Origin of the sequence: Limnohabitans sp. 2KL-51 (assembly GCF_003063645.1) — a bacterium.
Taxonomy (GTDB): domain Bacteria; phylum Pseudomonadota; class Gammaproteobacteria; order Burkholderiales; family Burkholderiaceae_C; genus Limnohabitans_A.
In genome coordinates this window covers 14,448-28,922 of record NZ_NESJ01000001.1, presented here as the reverse complement: position 1 = coordinate 28,922, position 14,475 = coordinate 14,448, and the positions used below count along the sequence as shown (strand labels likewise).

At 63.0% G+C, this 14,475-nt stretch carries 14 protein-coding genes; 7 read left to right on the top strand and 7 right to left on the bottom strand.

Translation table 11 applies throughout. The features are described 5' to 3' along the window. Position 1: 1 nt before the first annotated feature. Both lolD and B9Z49_RS00155 read right to left on the bottom strand, forming a co-directional pair. Positions 2 to 700 carry a lipoprotein-releasing ABC transporter ATP-binding protein LolD gene (gene lolD, locus B9Z49_RS00160; protein WP_108351430.1) on the bottom strand — a complete coding sequence of 233 codons (699 nt, stop codon included), beginning with the start codon at positions 698 to 700 and terminating at the stop codon, positions 2 to 4. Next, the gene (locus B9Z49_RS00155; protein ID WP_108351429.1) at positions 693 to 1,961 is read right to left on the bottom strand and encodes a lipoprotein-releasing ABC transporter permease subunit; all 1,269 of its coding nucleotides are present in this window, start codon (positions 1,959 to 1,961) and stop codon (positions 693 to 695) included. Before B9Z49_RS00155 ends, lolD begins: the two co-directional genes overlap by 8 nt. Positions 1,962 to 2,148: 187 nt before the next feature. Between B9Z49_RS00155 and B9Z49_RS00150 the strand changes: the two genes are divergently transcribed. From B9Z49_RS00150 to recJ, 3 genes are read left to right on the top strand one after another with little or no spacing between them, the layout of a single operon-like run. Then, positions 2,149 to 2,847 carry a DUF2076 domain-containing protein gene (locus B9Z49_RS00150; protein WP_108351428.1) on the top strand — a complete coding sequence of 233 codons (699 nt, stop codon included), beginning with the start codon at positions 2,149 to 2,151 and terminating at the stop codon, positions 2,845 to 2,847. Between the two features lie 21 nt (positions 2,848 to 2,868). Then, positions 2,869 to 3,819, top strand: coding sequence for a hypothetical protein (locus tag B9Z49_RS00145; RefSeq protein WP_108351427.1), 951 nt, complete (start codon positions 2,869 to 2,871; stop codon positions 3,817 to 3,819). 18 nt (positions 3,820 to 3,837) lie between these two features. Next, positions 3,838 to 5,631 (top strand): single-stranded-DNA-specific exonuclease RecJ, encoded by a 1,794-nt coding sequence (gene recJ, locus B9Z49_RS00140; RefSeq protein WP_108351426.1) that lies wholly within the window; start codon positions 3,838 to 3,840, stop codon positions 5,629 to 5,631. A gap of 3 nt (positions 5,632 to 5,634) precedes the next feature. Here recJ and coaD read toward each other — a convergent pair whose 3' ends face one another. Both coaD and rsmD read right to left on the bottom strand, forming a co-directional pair. Then, positions 5,635 to 6,153 (bottom strand): pantetheine-phosphate adenylyltransferase, encoded by a 519-nt coding sequence (gene coaD, locus B9Z49_RS00135; RefSeq protein WP_108351425.1) that lies wholly within the window; start codon positions 6,151 to 6,153, stop codon positions 5,635 to 5,637. Beyond that, positions 6,150 to 6,848, bottom strand: a complete 699-nt coding sequence (rsmD, locus tag B9Z49_RS00130) for a 16S rRNA (guanine(966)-N(2))-methyltransferase RsmD (protein ID WP_108351424.1) — start codon at positions 6,846 to 6,848, stop codon at positions 6,150 to 6,152. Before rsmD ends, coaD begins: the two co-directional genes overlap by 4 nt. A 240-nt stretch (positions 6,849 to 7,088) precedes the next feature. On the opposite strand from rsmD, the gene B9Z49_RS00125 reads away from it, so the two are divergent. Further along, positions 7,089 to 7,625, top strand: coding sequence for a hemerythrin domain-containing protein (locus B9Z49_RS00125; RefSeq protein ID WP_108351423.1), 537 nt, complete (start codon positions 7,089 to 7,091; stop codon positions 7,623 to 7,625). Positions 7,626 to 7,643: 18 nt separating this feature from the next. On the opposite strand, the gene B9Z49_RS00120 is transcribed toward B9Z49_RS00125, so the two are convergent. Both B9Z49_RS00120 and B9Z49_RS00115 read right to left on the bottom strand, forming a co-directional pair. Further along, the gene (locus tag B9Z49_RS00120; RefSeq protein WP_199224948.1) at positions 7,644 to 9,038 is read right to left on the bottom strand and encodes a pitrilysin family protein; all 1,395 of its coding nucleotides are present in this window, start codon (positions 9,036 to 9,038) and stop codon (positions 7,644 to 7,646) included. A gap of 14 nt (positions 9,039 to 9,052) precedes the next feature. Then, positions 9,053 to 10,495, bottom strand: a complete 1,443-nt coding sequence (locus B9Z49_RS00115) for a pitrilysin family protein (protein ID WP_108351422.1) — start codon at positions 10,493 to 10,495, stop codon at positions 9,053 to 9,055. Between the two features lie 28 nt (positions 10,496 to 10,523). On the opposite strand from B9Z49_RS00115, the gene ftsY reads away from it, so the two are divergent. The 3 genes from ftsY (at position 10,524) to B9Z49_RS00100 (ending at position 13,808) form a co-directional block, all read left to right on the top strand. After that, positions 10,524 to 11,582: a signal recognition particle-docking protein FtsY gene (gene ftsY / locus B9Z49_RS00110; protein WP_108351679.1), complete on the top strand. Its 1,059-nt coding sequence runs from the start codon at positions 10,524 to 10,526 to the stop codon at positions 11,580 to 11,582. Positions 11,583 to 11,738: 156 nt separating this feature from the next. Beyond that, positions 11,739 to 12,671 (top strand): RNA polymerase sigma factor RpoH, encoded by a 933-nt coding sequence (gene rpoH / locus B9Z49_RS00105; RefSeq protein WP_108351421.1) that lies wholly within the window; start codon positions 11,739 to 11,741, stop codon positions 12,669 to 12,671. Between the two features lie 108 nt (positions 12,672 to 12,779). Continuing rightward, a complete protein-coding gene (locus B9Z49_RS00100) occupies positions 12,780 to 13,808 on the top strand; it encodes a tripartite tricarboxylate transporter substrate binding protein (protein WP_108351420.1) in 1,029 nt (342 codons plus the stop codon). 56 nt (positions 13,809 to 13,864) lie between these two features. Here the strand turns inward: B9Z49_RS00100 and B9Z49_RS00095 are convergent, their stop codons facing one another. Beyond that, the gene (locus B9Z49_RS00095) at positions 13,865 to 14,473 is read right to left on the bottom strand and encodes an SCO family protein (RefSeq protein WP_108351419.1); all 609 of its coding nucleotides are present in this window, start codon (positions 14,471 to 14,473) and stop codon (positions 13,865 to 13,867) included. Between the last annotated feature and the right edge of the window lie 2 nt (positions 14,474 to 14,475).

The following is a 14,475-nucleotide window of genomic DNA, read 5'->3' as shown; positions in this document are numbered from 1 at the left end:
ATCAAGCAGGCGCTTGCAACACGCCCTTGACCAAATGCAATTGCCGGTCACAACGCGACGCCAAGGCGGGGTCGTGCGTGACCACCACGAAAGCGGTGCCACGTTCGCGGGCCAGTTGCAGCATCAGCGCAAACACGCCGTCGGCGGTTTCGCGGTCCAGGTTGCCGGTGGGTTCATCGGCCAAAACACAGGCCGGGTCGTTCACCAAAGCGCGGGCCAGGGCCACACGCTGGCGCTCACCGCCCGACAACTCCGATGGCCGGTGGTGCACGCGCTCACCCAAACCCACGCGCTGCAACCAGCCCGTGGCCACAGCGGCAGCTTCAGCGCGGTCTTGCCGCCGAATCCACAGCGGCATGGCCACGTTGTCCAGCGCGCTGAACTCGGGCAGCAAATGGTGGAACTGGTAGACAAAGCCCAAATAACGGTTGCGCCACTGGCCTTGCTCGGCCGCGCTCAAGGCCGACAACAACTGGCCTTTGAGCTGCACCGAGCCCTGAGTCGGAGCATCGAGGCCACCGAGCAAATGCAGCAAGGTGCTCTTGCCCGAGCCGGAAGCGCCCACGATGGCCAAGGTCTCCCCAGCCTGCACCTGCAGGTCCACGCCTTGCAGGACCGTCACGTCCAAGCGACCTTCGGTGAAGCGCTTGGTCAGGCCCTGGGCCTGCAGCACTGCGCCCACGTTTTTCGTGTCATTCATAACGCAGTGCCTCCGCCGGGTTGACCTGGCTGGCGCGCCAGCTGGGGTAGAGCGTGGCCACAAAAGCCAGCACCAGGGAGATGATGGCCACAGGCCAGATGTCACTGGCCAGCGGCTCGCTGGGCATGCGGCTGATCAGGTAAATGTCGCGCGGCAAAAAGCTGGCGTTGAACAAGGTTTCCAGAGCGGGCACGATCACATCGATGTTGAAAGCCACCAACAGACCCAAGAGCAATCCGCTCATCGTGCCGATCACGCCCACCGTGGCGCCCTGCACCACAAAAATGCCCATGATGCTGCGCGGGCTGGCCCCCAGTGTGCGCAAGATGGCGATGTCGGCACGCTTGTCGGTCACCGTCATCACCAAGGTGCTGACCAAATTGAAAGCGGCCACTGCCACGATCAGGGTGAGGATGATGAACATCATGCGTTTTTCAACCTGTACAGCGGCAAACCAGGTTCGGTTTTGCTGCGTCCAGTCGCGCACAAAAAACTGTGGGCCCAGCGCCAACTGCAGGTCACGCGCCACCTCCCGTGCTTGGTGCAAATCACGCAGCTTCAGGCGCACGCCGCTGGGGCCATCCAGTCGGAACATGCGGGCAGCGTCATCGACATGCATCAGCGCCAGCGCCGAGTCGTATTCATAGTGCCCTGAAGAAAACGTGCCCACCACGCCCATTTGCTTCATGCGCGGCAACACGCCCGCAGGGGTCACTTGGCCCGAAGGCGAGACCAGCGTCACCGGATCGCCGCTTTGCAAAAACAGGTTGTTGGCCAGATCGCGGCCCAGCACCAGGCTGAACTCCCCCGGCTGCAGGCGCTGCAGCACCCCGGCTTGCGTGTCGTTTGACAGATCGCTGACTTCGGGCTCCAGCGCCGGGTCGATGCCGCGCACCAGCACGCCCTTCATGTCCTCGCCCCGCGCCAGCAAAGCCTGCGCGGTGATGAAGGGCGCAGCGCCCAGCACCTGCGGGTTGGCCTTCAGGCGGGCCAGCAAGGCGGGCAAGTCGGCCACGGCCGCGCCGTCGGCGGCATAAACCTCGATGTGTGAGACCACGCCCAACATGCGGTCACGCACCTCTTTTTGAAAGCCGTTCATCACGCTCAGTACGATGATGAGCGCGGCCACGCCCAGGCCAATGCCCATCATGGACACGCCCGAAATGAAGGAAATAAAGCCGTTTCGCCGGGTGGCGCGGCCGGCACGCGTGTAGCGCCAGCCCAGCGCCAGCTCGTAGGGGATGTTTTTGAAAAAAGACATAGCTCGCTATTGTGACCAATCGACCGCGCCCGATACCGCACCCGATAAAAAGGCAGGCCCACCACCCCTCATGGGGTCTTCGGTTTTTTGGAGGTGGCCGTCGTTGTGCCTTTGAATCTGAACGCCTGGATCGGTTTGTCTGTTTGTTTGTCCATAATGCCCCATCCATGCTTGAAAGGTTCCCCAGATGAACGCCACTGACCGTGACCAGCTGCAGCAATTTTTGAGCGCTTTGCGCCAGACGCGTGCCGACCCCAAAGACCCCACGGCAGACGGTCTTATCAGCGATGCGTTCAGGGCGCAAGCTGACGCTCCGTATTTGCTGGTGCAGCGGACCATGGGTTTGGGCATGGCGCTGGAAGCGGCCCAAACCCGCATTGAGCAATTGGAGGCGCAAAACGCGCAACAGTTGGCTCAGCTGGCCCAATGGCGAGCGACCCAAGCCACTCCAGCAACCGCGCCAGCCAATAGCGGTTCTTGGATGTCGGGCGCGCAGGCTTGGGGCCGTGGGCCAGAAACACCTGCGAAAGCCATGCCAGTCCACACGTCCACGGCCCAATTCTCTTCAAACCCACCTATGGCCACGCGCCCAGTAGCCATGCCTGCGCAGGCCCCCACGAGTGCCTGGGGTGGCGGCATGATGGCCCAAGTGGCCACCACCGCAGCGGGCGTGGTGGCAGGCGGCTTGTTGTTTCAGGGCGTGCAAAACCTCATGGGGCACAACAAGCCTGCTCCCGCATCCAACGCCGACGCATCCTCTGCGAACTCACTGGCATCGCCTTCGGGCAACGCCCAGGATGAAAACTTGCCCGGTCTGGTGTCGCCACAGGCATCGGCAGACGAGGCAGGTGACAGCTCTTGGGACTCTGGGGAAGACTGGGCTTGAAACCCAAGTTTCATCTGGCCCATGCACTTGATCATTCCCTACGCCGCCAGCCAAGCCCTCAACAGCCCTGAGATTTGGGCCGATTTGCAGCTGCCGAATTTGCAAGCCTTGCTGGGCCTGATGCAGCGCCAGCAAGTGCTGCAAGACCATGAAACCGCACCGCTGCACTTGCCGCACGAACGCCTGCACGCCCAGGCTCTGGGATGGCCCCCTGCGGCCTCGGCCCTACCTTGGGCCGCTTGGCACCAAACGCAACAAGGCCACCCACGCAATGCGCCCCAAGCCTGGATGACGCCCTGCCACTGGCAAGTCGGCATGGACCAAGTGGTCATGGCCGACCCAGCGCATTTGCATCTGTCGGACGAAGAGTCGCAGCAACTGTTGCAGGCCATGCAACCGTTTTTGCAAGAAGACGGCTTGCAAGTGACTTGGCACAGCGCCTTGCTGTGGCACGCCCAAGGGGCGATGCTGGCCGATTTGCCCACCCCATCGCTTGACCGGGTGATCGGCCAAAACGTCAAAGACTGGCTGCCCGACCACCCCGCTGCCCGGCCGCTGCAACGCCTGCAAAGCGAGATGCAGATGCTGCTGTACAACCACCCGGTCAACGACGCCCGCGATGCGCGCAAGCAATACACCGTCAACGCCTTTTGGCTGCACGGTGCGGGCACGCTGCCCGTCACTGGCCCGGTGCCGGCTTCGCCCTCAGTGACCGTTTCAATAGCCTTGCGATCAGCCGCCTTGCACGGTCAAGCGCAGGCCTGGCAGCAAGCTTGGCAACAACTCGATGCCAGTGCCGTGGCCGACTTGTTGCAGCACGTCAAAGCCACCGGCCAAGGCACGCTCAGCCTGTGCAGCGAACACACGGCCCACACTTACACGGCCGCACCTTTGGCTTGGCACCAGCGGATCAGCCGCCTGTTCAACAAACCCACCCCTGCAACGGCACTCCAAGCCCTCATTGCATCCTGAACTCTCCTTGAAACCCCCATGAATTTGTTCACCCGAGATGTGCCCCCCCGCAGCGCCTGGGCGCTGGAACAAGCGGGCATCCACCCGCTGCTGGCCCGCCTGTATGCCGCCCGTGGCGTGTTGTCTAAAGACGAACTCGACGACGCACTGAACCTGCTGCTGCCCCCGGCAAGCATGTTGGGCACGCACGAAGCAGCGAAGATGTTGGCCGACGCCATCGCGCAAAACAAGCGCCTGTGCATCGTGGCCGATTACGACTGCGATGGGGCGACCGCCTGCGCCGTGGGCGTGCGCGGTTTGCGCATGTTGGGGGCACAGAACGTGAGTTACCTGGTGCCCGACCGGGTAGTGGACGGCTACGGCCTGACCCCACCCATTGCCGAACGGGTGCACGCGCAAGGCGCCGATGTGTTGATCACCGTGGACAACGGCATCGCCAGCGTGGCGGGCGTGCAAGCGGCCCAATCCCTGGGTTTGCAGGTGCTGGTGACCGACCACCATTTGCCGGGCAGCGAACTGCCCACAGCAGAGGTCATCGTCAACCCCAACCAACCCGGCTGCAGCTTCACCAGCAAATCCATCGCCGGTGTGGGCGTGATGTTTTATGTGCTGCTGGCCCTGCGCGCTGAGCTGCGCCAGCGCGGCGTGTTTGACGCCACCGAGCCAGCGCCGGGCCGCCCCAAGCTGGCGAGCACCCCCTCGGGGGGCAGCGAACCACACGAAGTGGGGAGCGTGGGGGCACGTCCTCAGCCGCGCCTCGACGCCCTGCTGCCCCTGGTGGCTTTGGGCACCGTGGCCGACGTGGTGAAGCTCGATGCGAACAACCGCCGCCTGGTGGCGCAAGGCCTGCGCCGCGTGCGTGCAGGCGCGCTGCCCCCCGGCATGTCGGCGCTGATGCGCGCCGCCAGCCGCGAAACCGCCAAGGCCACCACGTTTGACTTTGGTTTTGCCTTGGGGCCGCGCATCAATGCCGCAGGCCGCTTGGCCGACATGACACTGGGCATCGAATGTCTGTTGACCGACGACGCAGGCCGCGCCGACGAGCTGGCCAAACAGCTGGACGCCATCAACCGCGAGCGCCGCGTGATTGAGGGCGACATGCGCGAAATGGCCATGGAAATGGCTGAGTCATTGTTTGACGAAGGCGACGAGCCGCCGCCCGCCATTTGTGTGTTCGACCCGGATTTTCACGAAGGTGTGGTCGGCATCGTGGCCTCGCGCATCAAGGACAAGCTGCACCGCCCCACCTTTGTGTTCGCGGCCAGCAGCGCACCGGGCAAAGAGCACGAACTCAAAGGTTCAGGCCGCTCGATTGCGGGATTCCATTTGCGCGATGCGCTCGACCTCGTGGCCAAACGCGCCCCGGGTGTGCTGCTGCGTTTTGGCGGTCACGCCATGGCGGCAGGTTGCACCATCGCCGAAGAACACCTCGATGTGTTTGAGGAAACGCTGAACCAGGTGGCCATGGAATGGCTGGACGCCTCCACGCTGCAACGCCGCCTGGAAACCGACGGCCCGCTGCCTGCCGAATACCGCCGGGTGGACCTGGTGGAGATGCTGCACCACGAGGTCTGGGGCCAAGGCTTTGCGCCACCCGTGTTTTGCGAAGAGATCGAGATCGTGTCGCAGCGCTTGGTGGGTGAGAAACACCTGTCGCTCAAGATGAAGCACCAAGGCCAGCCGGTCGACGGCATCTGGTTTGGCCGCACCGAGCCACTGCCTGCACGGGTGAAATTGGCCTACCGCCTGGATGCCGATGAATGGCAAGGGCAAAAGCGGGTGCGCTTTCTGGTGGAAGGCGCGGAGATTTGAGTCTCAATGCTTGGTGGCGACCTTGGCCTGCAAGGCGTTGAGCACCGGGGCCGATACCAAACCCGACACATCGCCGCCGAGCTTGGCGATTTCGCGCACCAAGGTGCTGCTGATGTGCTGCACGCCTGCGCTGGTGTGCAGAAAAACCGTGTCGATTTCAGGCGCCAGATGACGGTTCATGCCCGACATTTGGGTTTCGTAGTCGTAGTCGGTCACTGAACGCAGACCACGCACGATCACCTGCGCATGTTGCGCCCGCACAAACTCGACGATCAGGCCATCAAACGGCAGCGCCTTGACGTTCGGGCAATCGGCCAGCGCGGCTTGCGCCAGGGACACGCGCTCGTCCAAGCTGAACACGGTTTTTTTGTGGTGCGCCACGGCCACGGCAATGATGACCTTGTCAAACATTTGCGCGGCACGGCGGATCGCGTCTTCATGGCCCAGCGTGAGAGGGTCAAAGGTGCCCGAATAAACGGCTGTGACAACAGCGGTCACAGGGTTGTTGGCAGATCGGCTCATGGCGTGTCTCCTTCAGCAGGGATGGCAATACAGGTGGGGGCAGATTCAGGGCTGACCCGTTGCAACAAGTGCGCATGCACCGCACCCGCTTTGAGGTGGCGCTCGCACTGCAGGCCCAAAGCCGCCAGCGCCTCGGCAGGCCAGGCCACAGGCGCTTCCAGGTAAATCCAACCGCCCACAGGCACGGCCCGGGCGGCGGCTTTCAAAGCAGGCTCAAACCAGGGTCCATCAAAAGGCGGGTCGATGAAGACCAGATCCACACTGCCCGCAGGCAAACGGCCCAAAGTGCTCACCGCGTCGCCGCGCTGCACGCTCACCATGTTGGCTTTCAGGCGGGTGGCGTTGTCTTGCAAATCGCGCACCAAAACCGCGTCTTGCTCGACCATCAGCACATGGGCCGAGCCACGCGAAGCGGCCTCCAGACCCAACACGCCGGTGCCTGCAAAAGCGTCTACGCAGCGCCAGCCACTCAGATCCTGACCCAGCCAATTGAACAAGGTTTCGCGCACCCGGTCGGGCGTGGGGCGCAAGCCGGGTTTGTCCAGCACCTTCAGTCGGGTACGCCGCCACTGCCCGCCGATGATGCGGATCTCGTGCGAGGGCGGGCCTTTGGGCACCGGGTTTTGGGGCTTTTTGGCGGCGGCGTGGCGGGCAGCGCCGTCTTTCGATGCGCGTTTGGAAGGGGATGAGGGCATAGGCTGCAAGTGTAAAGGCGCGCACAGGGGCTGAGCAGATCCCAATACGATGCGCACCCAGCGCTGCCCAAGGCACTGACCTCAGCCCTGCGCTATGACCTGGTTTTCAACCGTTTAAACCGGGTTTGATTTGGGTCAATAGCCCAGCATGACGCACATCAATTTCGGATCAGATCGCACTGGGTAATGCGCATGTAGCCCCTTAAAGTGAAGCCTACCTTTTCAAGAGGAACACACCCCATGCACAGCAGCGACAAAGACACCAACGCCCCGATCACGCATTTCGCCAACTGTCACTTGAGCATCTTTGCGCAGTTGTCGCGCTTGGGCGATTTGCCTGCTTTGCTGGGGCCTGCGACCCAGGCACGAAAAATTGCCAACGAATCCTTGGCCTTTTTTGACAAGGCCTTGCACAGCCACCACAGCGAGGAAGAAAAAGACCTCTTTCCGGCGGTGGCCCACAGCGCACAAGCCGGTGCCGAACGCCTTCAGGTGGATACGCTGATCGAGCAACTGACCCACGACCACCGGACTTTGGAAAAACTCTGGGCCTCGCTGGCGTCAGGCTTGCGCAAAGTAGCCAAGGGCCAGGACACAGCACTCGATGTGCTGGCACTGCAGGCCATGGTGCAGCGCTACCAGGCCCACGCCCAGTTGGAAGAGCAGGCTTTTTTGCCCTTGGCGCAAACGGTTTTGGGACGCAACGGCAACCACATGGCGGCTTTGGGCCTGAGCCTGCACATGCGGCATGTGCCGCAATTTGCTGCGCACATCTGACCCGGCCAAAGGCCCCGATCAGGGCGCTGCGCCCACCACCACGGTGACCATGCGCTCGGGCTGCAACACCCGGGCCATAGCGCGTTGAATATCGGCGGCGCTGACGCGCTCGATTTGCCGAGTCCAGTTGCTCAGGTAGTCCAGCGGCAGCCGATTCCAGGCGATGTTGGCCACGTTGTCCAGCAGCTTGCGGTTGCTGTCGATGCGCAACGCAAAGCCGCCCACCAGGTTGGATTTGGCCGCTTGCAGCTCGGCCTCGGTCGGGCCTTGGCGCACAAAGTCTTGCACCACCTCTTGCGCCACAGCCACGGCTTGCGTGGCTTGGTCAGGGCGGGTTTGCAGCCCCACCGTGAAAGCCCCGGCGTGCAAGCCAGGCGCAAAACCGCTGTAGACGCTGTAGCTCAGGCCGCGTTTTTCACGCACCTGCTCGGTCAGGCGCGAGACAAAGCCCCCACCGCCCAAAATGTGGTTGCCCACCAGCAGGGCAAAGAAGTCGGGGTCGGTGCGTTTGTAGCCGGGCTGGCCGATCAGCACATGGGCCTGGGCCGAGTCAAAGGGCAGGTTCAGGTTTTGCGGTGCCGCCAAAGGGGCCACTTCGGGCACGGGTGGCAAGCTGGGGCAGCCTGATTCACGGGGCCACTGCGCCAGCAGGCGCTGCACCAAGGCGTCGGCTTGGGCGCGGGTCAAAGCCCCCACGACACTCACCGTGGCGCGGCAAGCGCGCAAAGCTTGGGCGTGCAGATTTTTAAGGTCTTGCACGCCGATGCGTGAGAGGGTCTCGGGTGTGGCCCGAAAACCGTAGGGGTGCGCGCCGTATACCGCCTGCGCAAAGCGCTGCTGCACCACGGTGCCGGGCTTGGTCAGCGATTCGCGGATGGACGCGCTGGTGCGTTCACGGTCCCGCAGCCACATGGCTTCAGGAAAAGCCGGGTGCGCCATTTGACGTGCGGCCAAGGCGACCGCTTTGTCCAGCAGGTCCGGGTAGCTCAGGCTGCGCAGGCCAAAGCTCATGCGGTCACCGCCCGCACTGCCCCCAAAACTGGCACCCAAATCAGCCCAGGCTTCGCCAATCTGGTTTTCATCCAGGGCCTGGGGGTACGGGCCTTGGCCTTGCGGATCGGCACGGGTGCCATTGGCCATTTGCCCCGACATGACCGAGGCCAGGCCCGCCTGCGCGGCCGGGTCGCGGCGGCTGCCCGCGTCGATGTCGATTTGCACATCGACCATGGGAATGGCGTGGCTCTCGACCAAGAACACGCGCGCACCGCTGGGCTGGGTCCAGTGTTGGATGGGCAAGGACGCGTGTGCCCAGCCCACCGCGCCCCAGCAGGCCAGCACCAAAGCTGAACGCCGCAAAGCCCGTGTGGTCATGGACAAGGATGGCATCAAGAACATGGGGTGTGGGACTTTCATGGGATGAGCGCGGATCAATGGCGGGCACCCGGCGCGGCGCGACGTGCTCGGGGCTGGCCCGACGAAGGCTGAGGCAGCAAGGTGGCCACGGTGAGGCTGTCGTCACCAAAATATTTTTGCGCCACGGCCTGCACCTGAGCCGGCGTGACTTGGCGCAAGCGGGCGATCAGTTGCGCCCCGTAATCGGGCGGCAAACCCAGCGTCCAGGCCACGCCCAGTTCACGGGCCTGGTTGAACACCGAGTCCAGTTTGTAGATTTCGCTGGCCACCCATTGGGTTTTCACGCGCTGCAGCTCAGCCTCGTTCACGCCTTCGGTGGCCACGCGCTGCACTTGTGCGCGCAAGGCAGCTTCGAGTGCTTGTGGTGTTTGGCCTTTGGCGGGCACACCTTCGAGGTAAAAGAACTGCGGACCCCGGCCCATGAGGCCGTTGTAGGCCCCGGCGCTGTCGGCCAGGCGGTTGTCGCCCTGGGTCAGGGCACGGTCCAGACGCGCGCCACTGTAACCATCGAGCACAGCCGCCAACACCGTCAAAGCCAAGGCGTCGTCGTGCTCAGGCGTGACCGCCAAGCTGGACAGGCGCGGCACTTTGAAGGCGAGCGCCACATATGACTGCTCGGCAGGGGCTTTGAATTCGAGGCGGCGCAGGCCTTGCTGCGCGGGCTCGTCCCGGGGTTTGCGATCGGGCACGGCGCGGGTCGGGATGCTGCCGTAATACTTTTCAGCCAGCGCCTTGACTTGCAGCGGGTCGACATCACCGGCCACCACCACCACCGCGTTGGCCGGGGTGTACCACTTGCGGTAAAAGTCGCGGGCGTCTTGCGCCGTCATGGCCTCCAGATCGCTCATCCAGCCCACGATGGGGCGGCGGTAGGGCGAAGCCGACAAAGCGGTGGCCGAGAGCATTTCGTGCAACTGGGCACGGGGGTTGTCGTCGGTGCGCAGGCGGCGCTCTTCCTTCACCACCTCCAGCTCTTTGGCGAACTCGGCATCGGGCCACTGGTTGTTGGCAAAGCGGTCCGACTCCAGGCGCATCACGGCTTCGAGTTGGTTGGAAGGGATTTGCTGGTAGTAACCGGTGTAGTCCTTGGCGGTGAAGGCGTTTTCTCGCCCACCCAAAGCGGCCACGCGTCTTGAAAACTCCCCCACAGCCAGAGTGGGCGTGCCTTTGAATAGCATGTGCTCCAGCACATGGGCCACGCCGCTGGTGCCGTCCACCTCGTCCATGGAACCCACACGCAACCAAACCATGTGCACCGCCGTGGGGGCGCGCCGGTCGGGCTTGACCCACAGCACCATGCCATTGGCCAGGGTGAAGGTGTGAACTTGGGCCTGCGCGGGTTGGCCAGACGGTGCTAAGGCGCTGGGCAACCCTTGGGAGGCCTGCGCTGAGGCGTTCCAAGCCGTGGCCAGCAAGGCGGTGGCCAAAGAAAGTGCCAAGAGAAAGTTTGGTTTCATAGAATGCATGATCCTTGAAATCCACGCCATGTTCAGTTTCTTCAAAAAAAAATCCCCCCCGGTCGAGGTGCCATCGCCTCCCGTGACGCCTGCGCCCCCTTTGGCACAGCCTGTTGCAGTAACGACCACGCCCACGCCAGCGCCCACGTCTTCGCCATTGCCCACGCAACCTGAACCCGCCCCAGCCACCCGCCAGGGCTGGCTGGGGCGCCTGAAAGCGGGCCTGCGCAAAACCGGCTCCAGCATCACCACCGTCTTCACCGGCACGCGCATTGACGATGACCTGTACGAAGAACTGGAAACCGCGTTGCTGTTGGCCGATACCGGCGTCAAAGCCACCGAGCATTTGCTGCAAGACCTCAAACGCCGCGTCAAAGAGTCCAAAGCCACCGAGCCGTCGCAGGTCAAAACCCTGCTGGCCGACGCCATCACCGACTTACTGCAACCCCTGCAAAAACCCTTGACCATTGGTGACCACAAGCCCACCGTGATCATGGTGGCGGGCGTGAACGGCGCAGGCAAAACCACTTCCATTGGCAAACTGACCAAGCACCTGGCCGACGAAGGCCTGACCGTGCTGCTGGCCGCCGCCGACACCTTCCGCGCTGCGGCCAAGGAGCAACTGGCTGTTTGGGCCACCCGCAACACGGTCGAGATCATCAGCCAGCAAGGCGGCGACCCGGCCGCCGTGAGCTTTGACGCGGTGAGCGCGGGCCGCGCCCGGGGCCGCGATGTGGTGCTGGTCGACACCGCAGGCCGCCTGCCCACCCAAACGCACCTGATGGAAGAGCTGAAAAAGATCAAGCGCGTGGTGCAAAAGGCCGATGGCACGGCGCCGCACGAGGTGCTGCTGGTGATCGACGGCAACACCGGCCAAAACGCCTTGGCCCAGGTCAAGGCCTTTGACGACACACTGGGCCTCACGGGCCTGATCGTCACCAAGCTGGACGGCACCGCCAAGGGCGGCGTGCTGTGCGCCATTGCCCGCGAAAAGCCGATTCCTGTCTATTTCATCGGCGTGGGTGAGAAGCTGGAAGACCTGGAAACCTTCAATGCCCGCGAGTTTGCCCAGGCCCTTTTGAGCTGAATACCCCAGCCAGCGCCGTGGCCCAGCGCACAGACGGACCCAGTTCCTCCTCTTAAAATCAGGGAAAACCCGAGGATCCTCAGGCACCCGAGGCCGTCCTTTAGCACTCCTCACCAGAGAGTGCTAATATTGGGGTATTCTGAAAGGAGTTCTGGTATGAACGTTCAAACTGGTTCCCCCGCCACAGCCATCGCGCTGAGCAACCCCTGGGCGGTCGTGCCCTCGCTCGGCCACCTCGACGCCTACATTTCTGCGGTCAACCGCATGCCCATGCTTACCCTTGAGGAAGAGCAAGAGGCCGCTCGCCAACTCAAAGCCAACGACGACCTCGAAGCCGCGCGCAAGCTGGTGCTCTCGCACTTGCGCTTGGTGGTGTCGGTGTCGCGCCAATACCTGGGTTACGGCCTGCCGCACGGCGACCTGATCCAAGAAGGCAATGTGGGCCTGATGAAGGCCGTCAAGCGCTTCGACCCCGATCAAGGCGTGCGTCTGGTGAGCTACGCACTGCACTGGATCAAGGCTGAAATCCACGAGTACATCCTGAAAAACTGGCGCATGGTCAAAGTGGCCACCACCAAGGCCCAGCGCAAGCTGTTCTTTAACCTGCGCTCGATGAAGCAAGGCTACAAAGCCGATGCCGACGAAGGCACGCACCGCGACACCTTGACACCCGACCAGGTGGATTCGATGGCGCACAGCCTGAACGTCAAACACGAGGAAGTGCGCGAGATGGAAATGCGCATGTCCGGCGGCGACGTGTTGCTGGACCCGGCTCCATCGGACGACGGCGAGCAGGCCTTTGGCCCCATCGCCTACTTGGCCGATGTGAACCATGAACCCACTGCCATGATTGAGGCGCACCAGCGCGACATGATGGCCAGCGATGGCTTGGCCAGCGCCTTGAATGTGCTGGATGAACGCAGCCGCCGCATCGTGGAAGAGCGCTGGCTCAAGGTCAACGACAACGGCTCGGGCGGCATGACCCTGCACGACCTGGCCGACGAATACGGCGTGAGTGCCGAGCGCATCCGCCAAATCGAGGTGGCGGCCATGAAGAAAATGAAAAAGGCGCTGGTCGAGTTCGCTTGAGCGAGGGGCCTGTGGGCCACCATGATTTCGGATACCCGGCACAGGCCGGGTATTTTTTCGCCTGCTGTGCGCTAAAGTCACAGCAGTTTTGTTTTGAAAGGCTCCGCCATGACCACTCGTACCCCCACAGGTTTTTCTCGCCGCCATGTGGCCCAAGCCCTTGGCGCTGCTTTGGCTTTGGGACTGACACCTTCTTGGGCCAACCCCTCGAACACTGCATCGACAGCAACTTGGCCCACCCAAACAGTGCGTCTGGTGGTCGGTTTCCCTGCCGGCTCCAGCCCCGACCTGACGGCCCGCGCCTTGGCCGAACCCCTGGCCAAAGCGCTGGGGCAAAACGTGATTGTTGAGAACAAAGTGGGCGCAGGCGGCAACATCGCCGCGGACTTCGTGGCCAAGTCCACCGACGGCCACACACTGGGCCTGATGATCAACGGCAACATGACGATTGCCCGCATCCTGAACCCCAAGGTGCCTTATGACCCGCTCAAAGACCTCGCGCCCATCAGCCTGATCGGCAAAGCCCCCCTGGTGCTGACTGTCCCCGCGTCAGGACCCGGAGTGGCACCCGGTCAAACTGCTGCTGAATGGTTGAGCCAGGCCCAAAAGGCCGGCGACAAACTCAGCTACGCATCGCCCGGTGTCGGCACCGTGGCGCACTTGGGCATGGAACTGCTCAAAACCAAAGCCGGCATTGCGCCGGTGCATGTGCCCTACCCCGGCAACCCGCAAATCATCACGGCCATGCTCGGTGGCCAAGTGCAACTGGCTTTGTTGCCACCCGCCATGGCAGCAGCCCAGGTGCGCGGAGGCAAACTTCGGGCGATTGGGGCTTCGAGCACAGGGCGCAGCCCGGTGGCCGCCGAGGTGCCTAGCCTCAGTGAGATTGGCGTGAAGGATTACCAGTTGGAGATCTGGAACGCGGTGGCCGCCCCCGCCTCGATGCCAGCGGCTGTGGCCATCAAGCTGTCGTCCGTGGTCAGCGACATCGTGCGTGCGCCGGAGATGCGTGCGCGTTTGTTCCAGCAGGGCTGGCAAGTGGTGGGCTCATCGCCTGAAGGCTTGCGCAATCGGATTGAGTCCGACACCAAAGCGCTGGGTGACATCATCCGCAGCCAGAAGATCGAGGTGAATTGAAGCCCTGAAACGGGCATTGCAGCGGCGTATGCAGCCCTGGGCCCGGTGGCCCGGACTCACTTGCCGCTGAGCAAGATTTTTACGTCGGCAGCCAGCGTTTCGGCACCGCTGGCGTGGCGGTTGTATAGCCGGATGCGGCCCTGTGGGTCAAAGGTGAAACTACCCGCCGAGTGGTCCATGGTGTAGCTGGTGGCAGTTTTGCCTTCGACCTTTTTGTAATAGATCTTGAAGTCCTTGGTCACCTTGGGCAGCTGCTCGGCCGTGGGGCGCAAGGCCACAAAATCCGGCCCGAAATTGGCCATATAGGCCTTGAGCAATTCGGGCGTGTCTCGCTCGGGGTCTACGGTGATGAAGATGCCCTGGAGCTTGGCCCCATCGGCACCCAGCAACTGTTTGGCCTGGGCCATTTCCTGTAAGGCGGTTGGACAGACGTCGGGGCATTGGGTGAAACCAAAAAACACCACCACGGCCTTGCCCGCAAAGTCCTTCAGCGTGCGCACTTGCCCGTCTTGATCGCTCAACTCCCAGCCCTGGGCGTAGTCGGCTCCAGTGATGTCCACGCCGCGAAATGAAGCTTTGTCCGCGCCGCAGCCGCTCAAGCCCCACAACGCGCCTGCCAAACCCATGGCCAAGGCCGTACTTGTCAATACTCTGCGTTGCAACATGC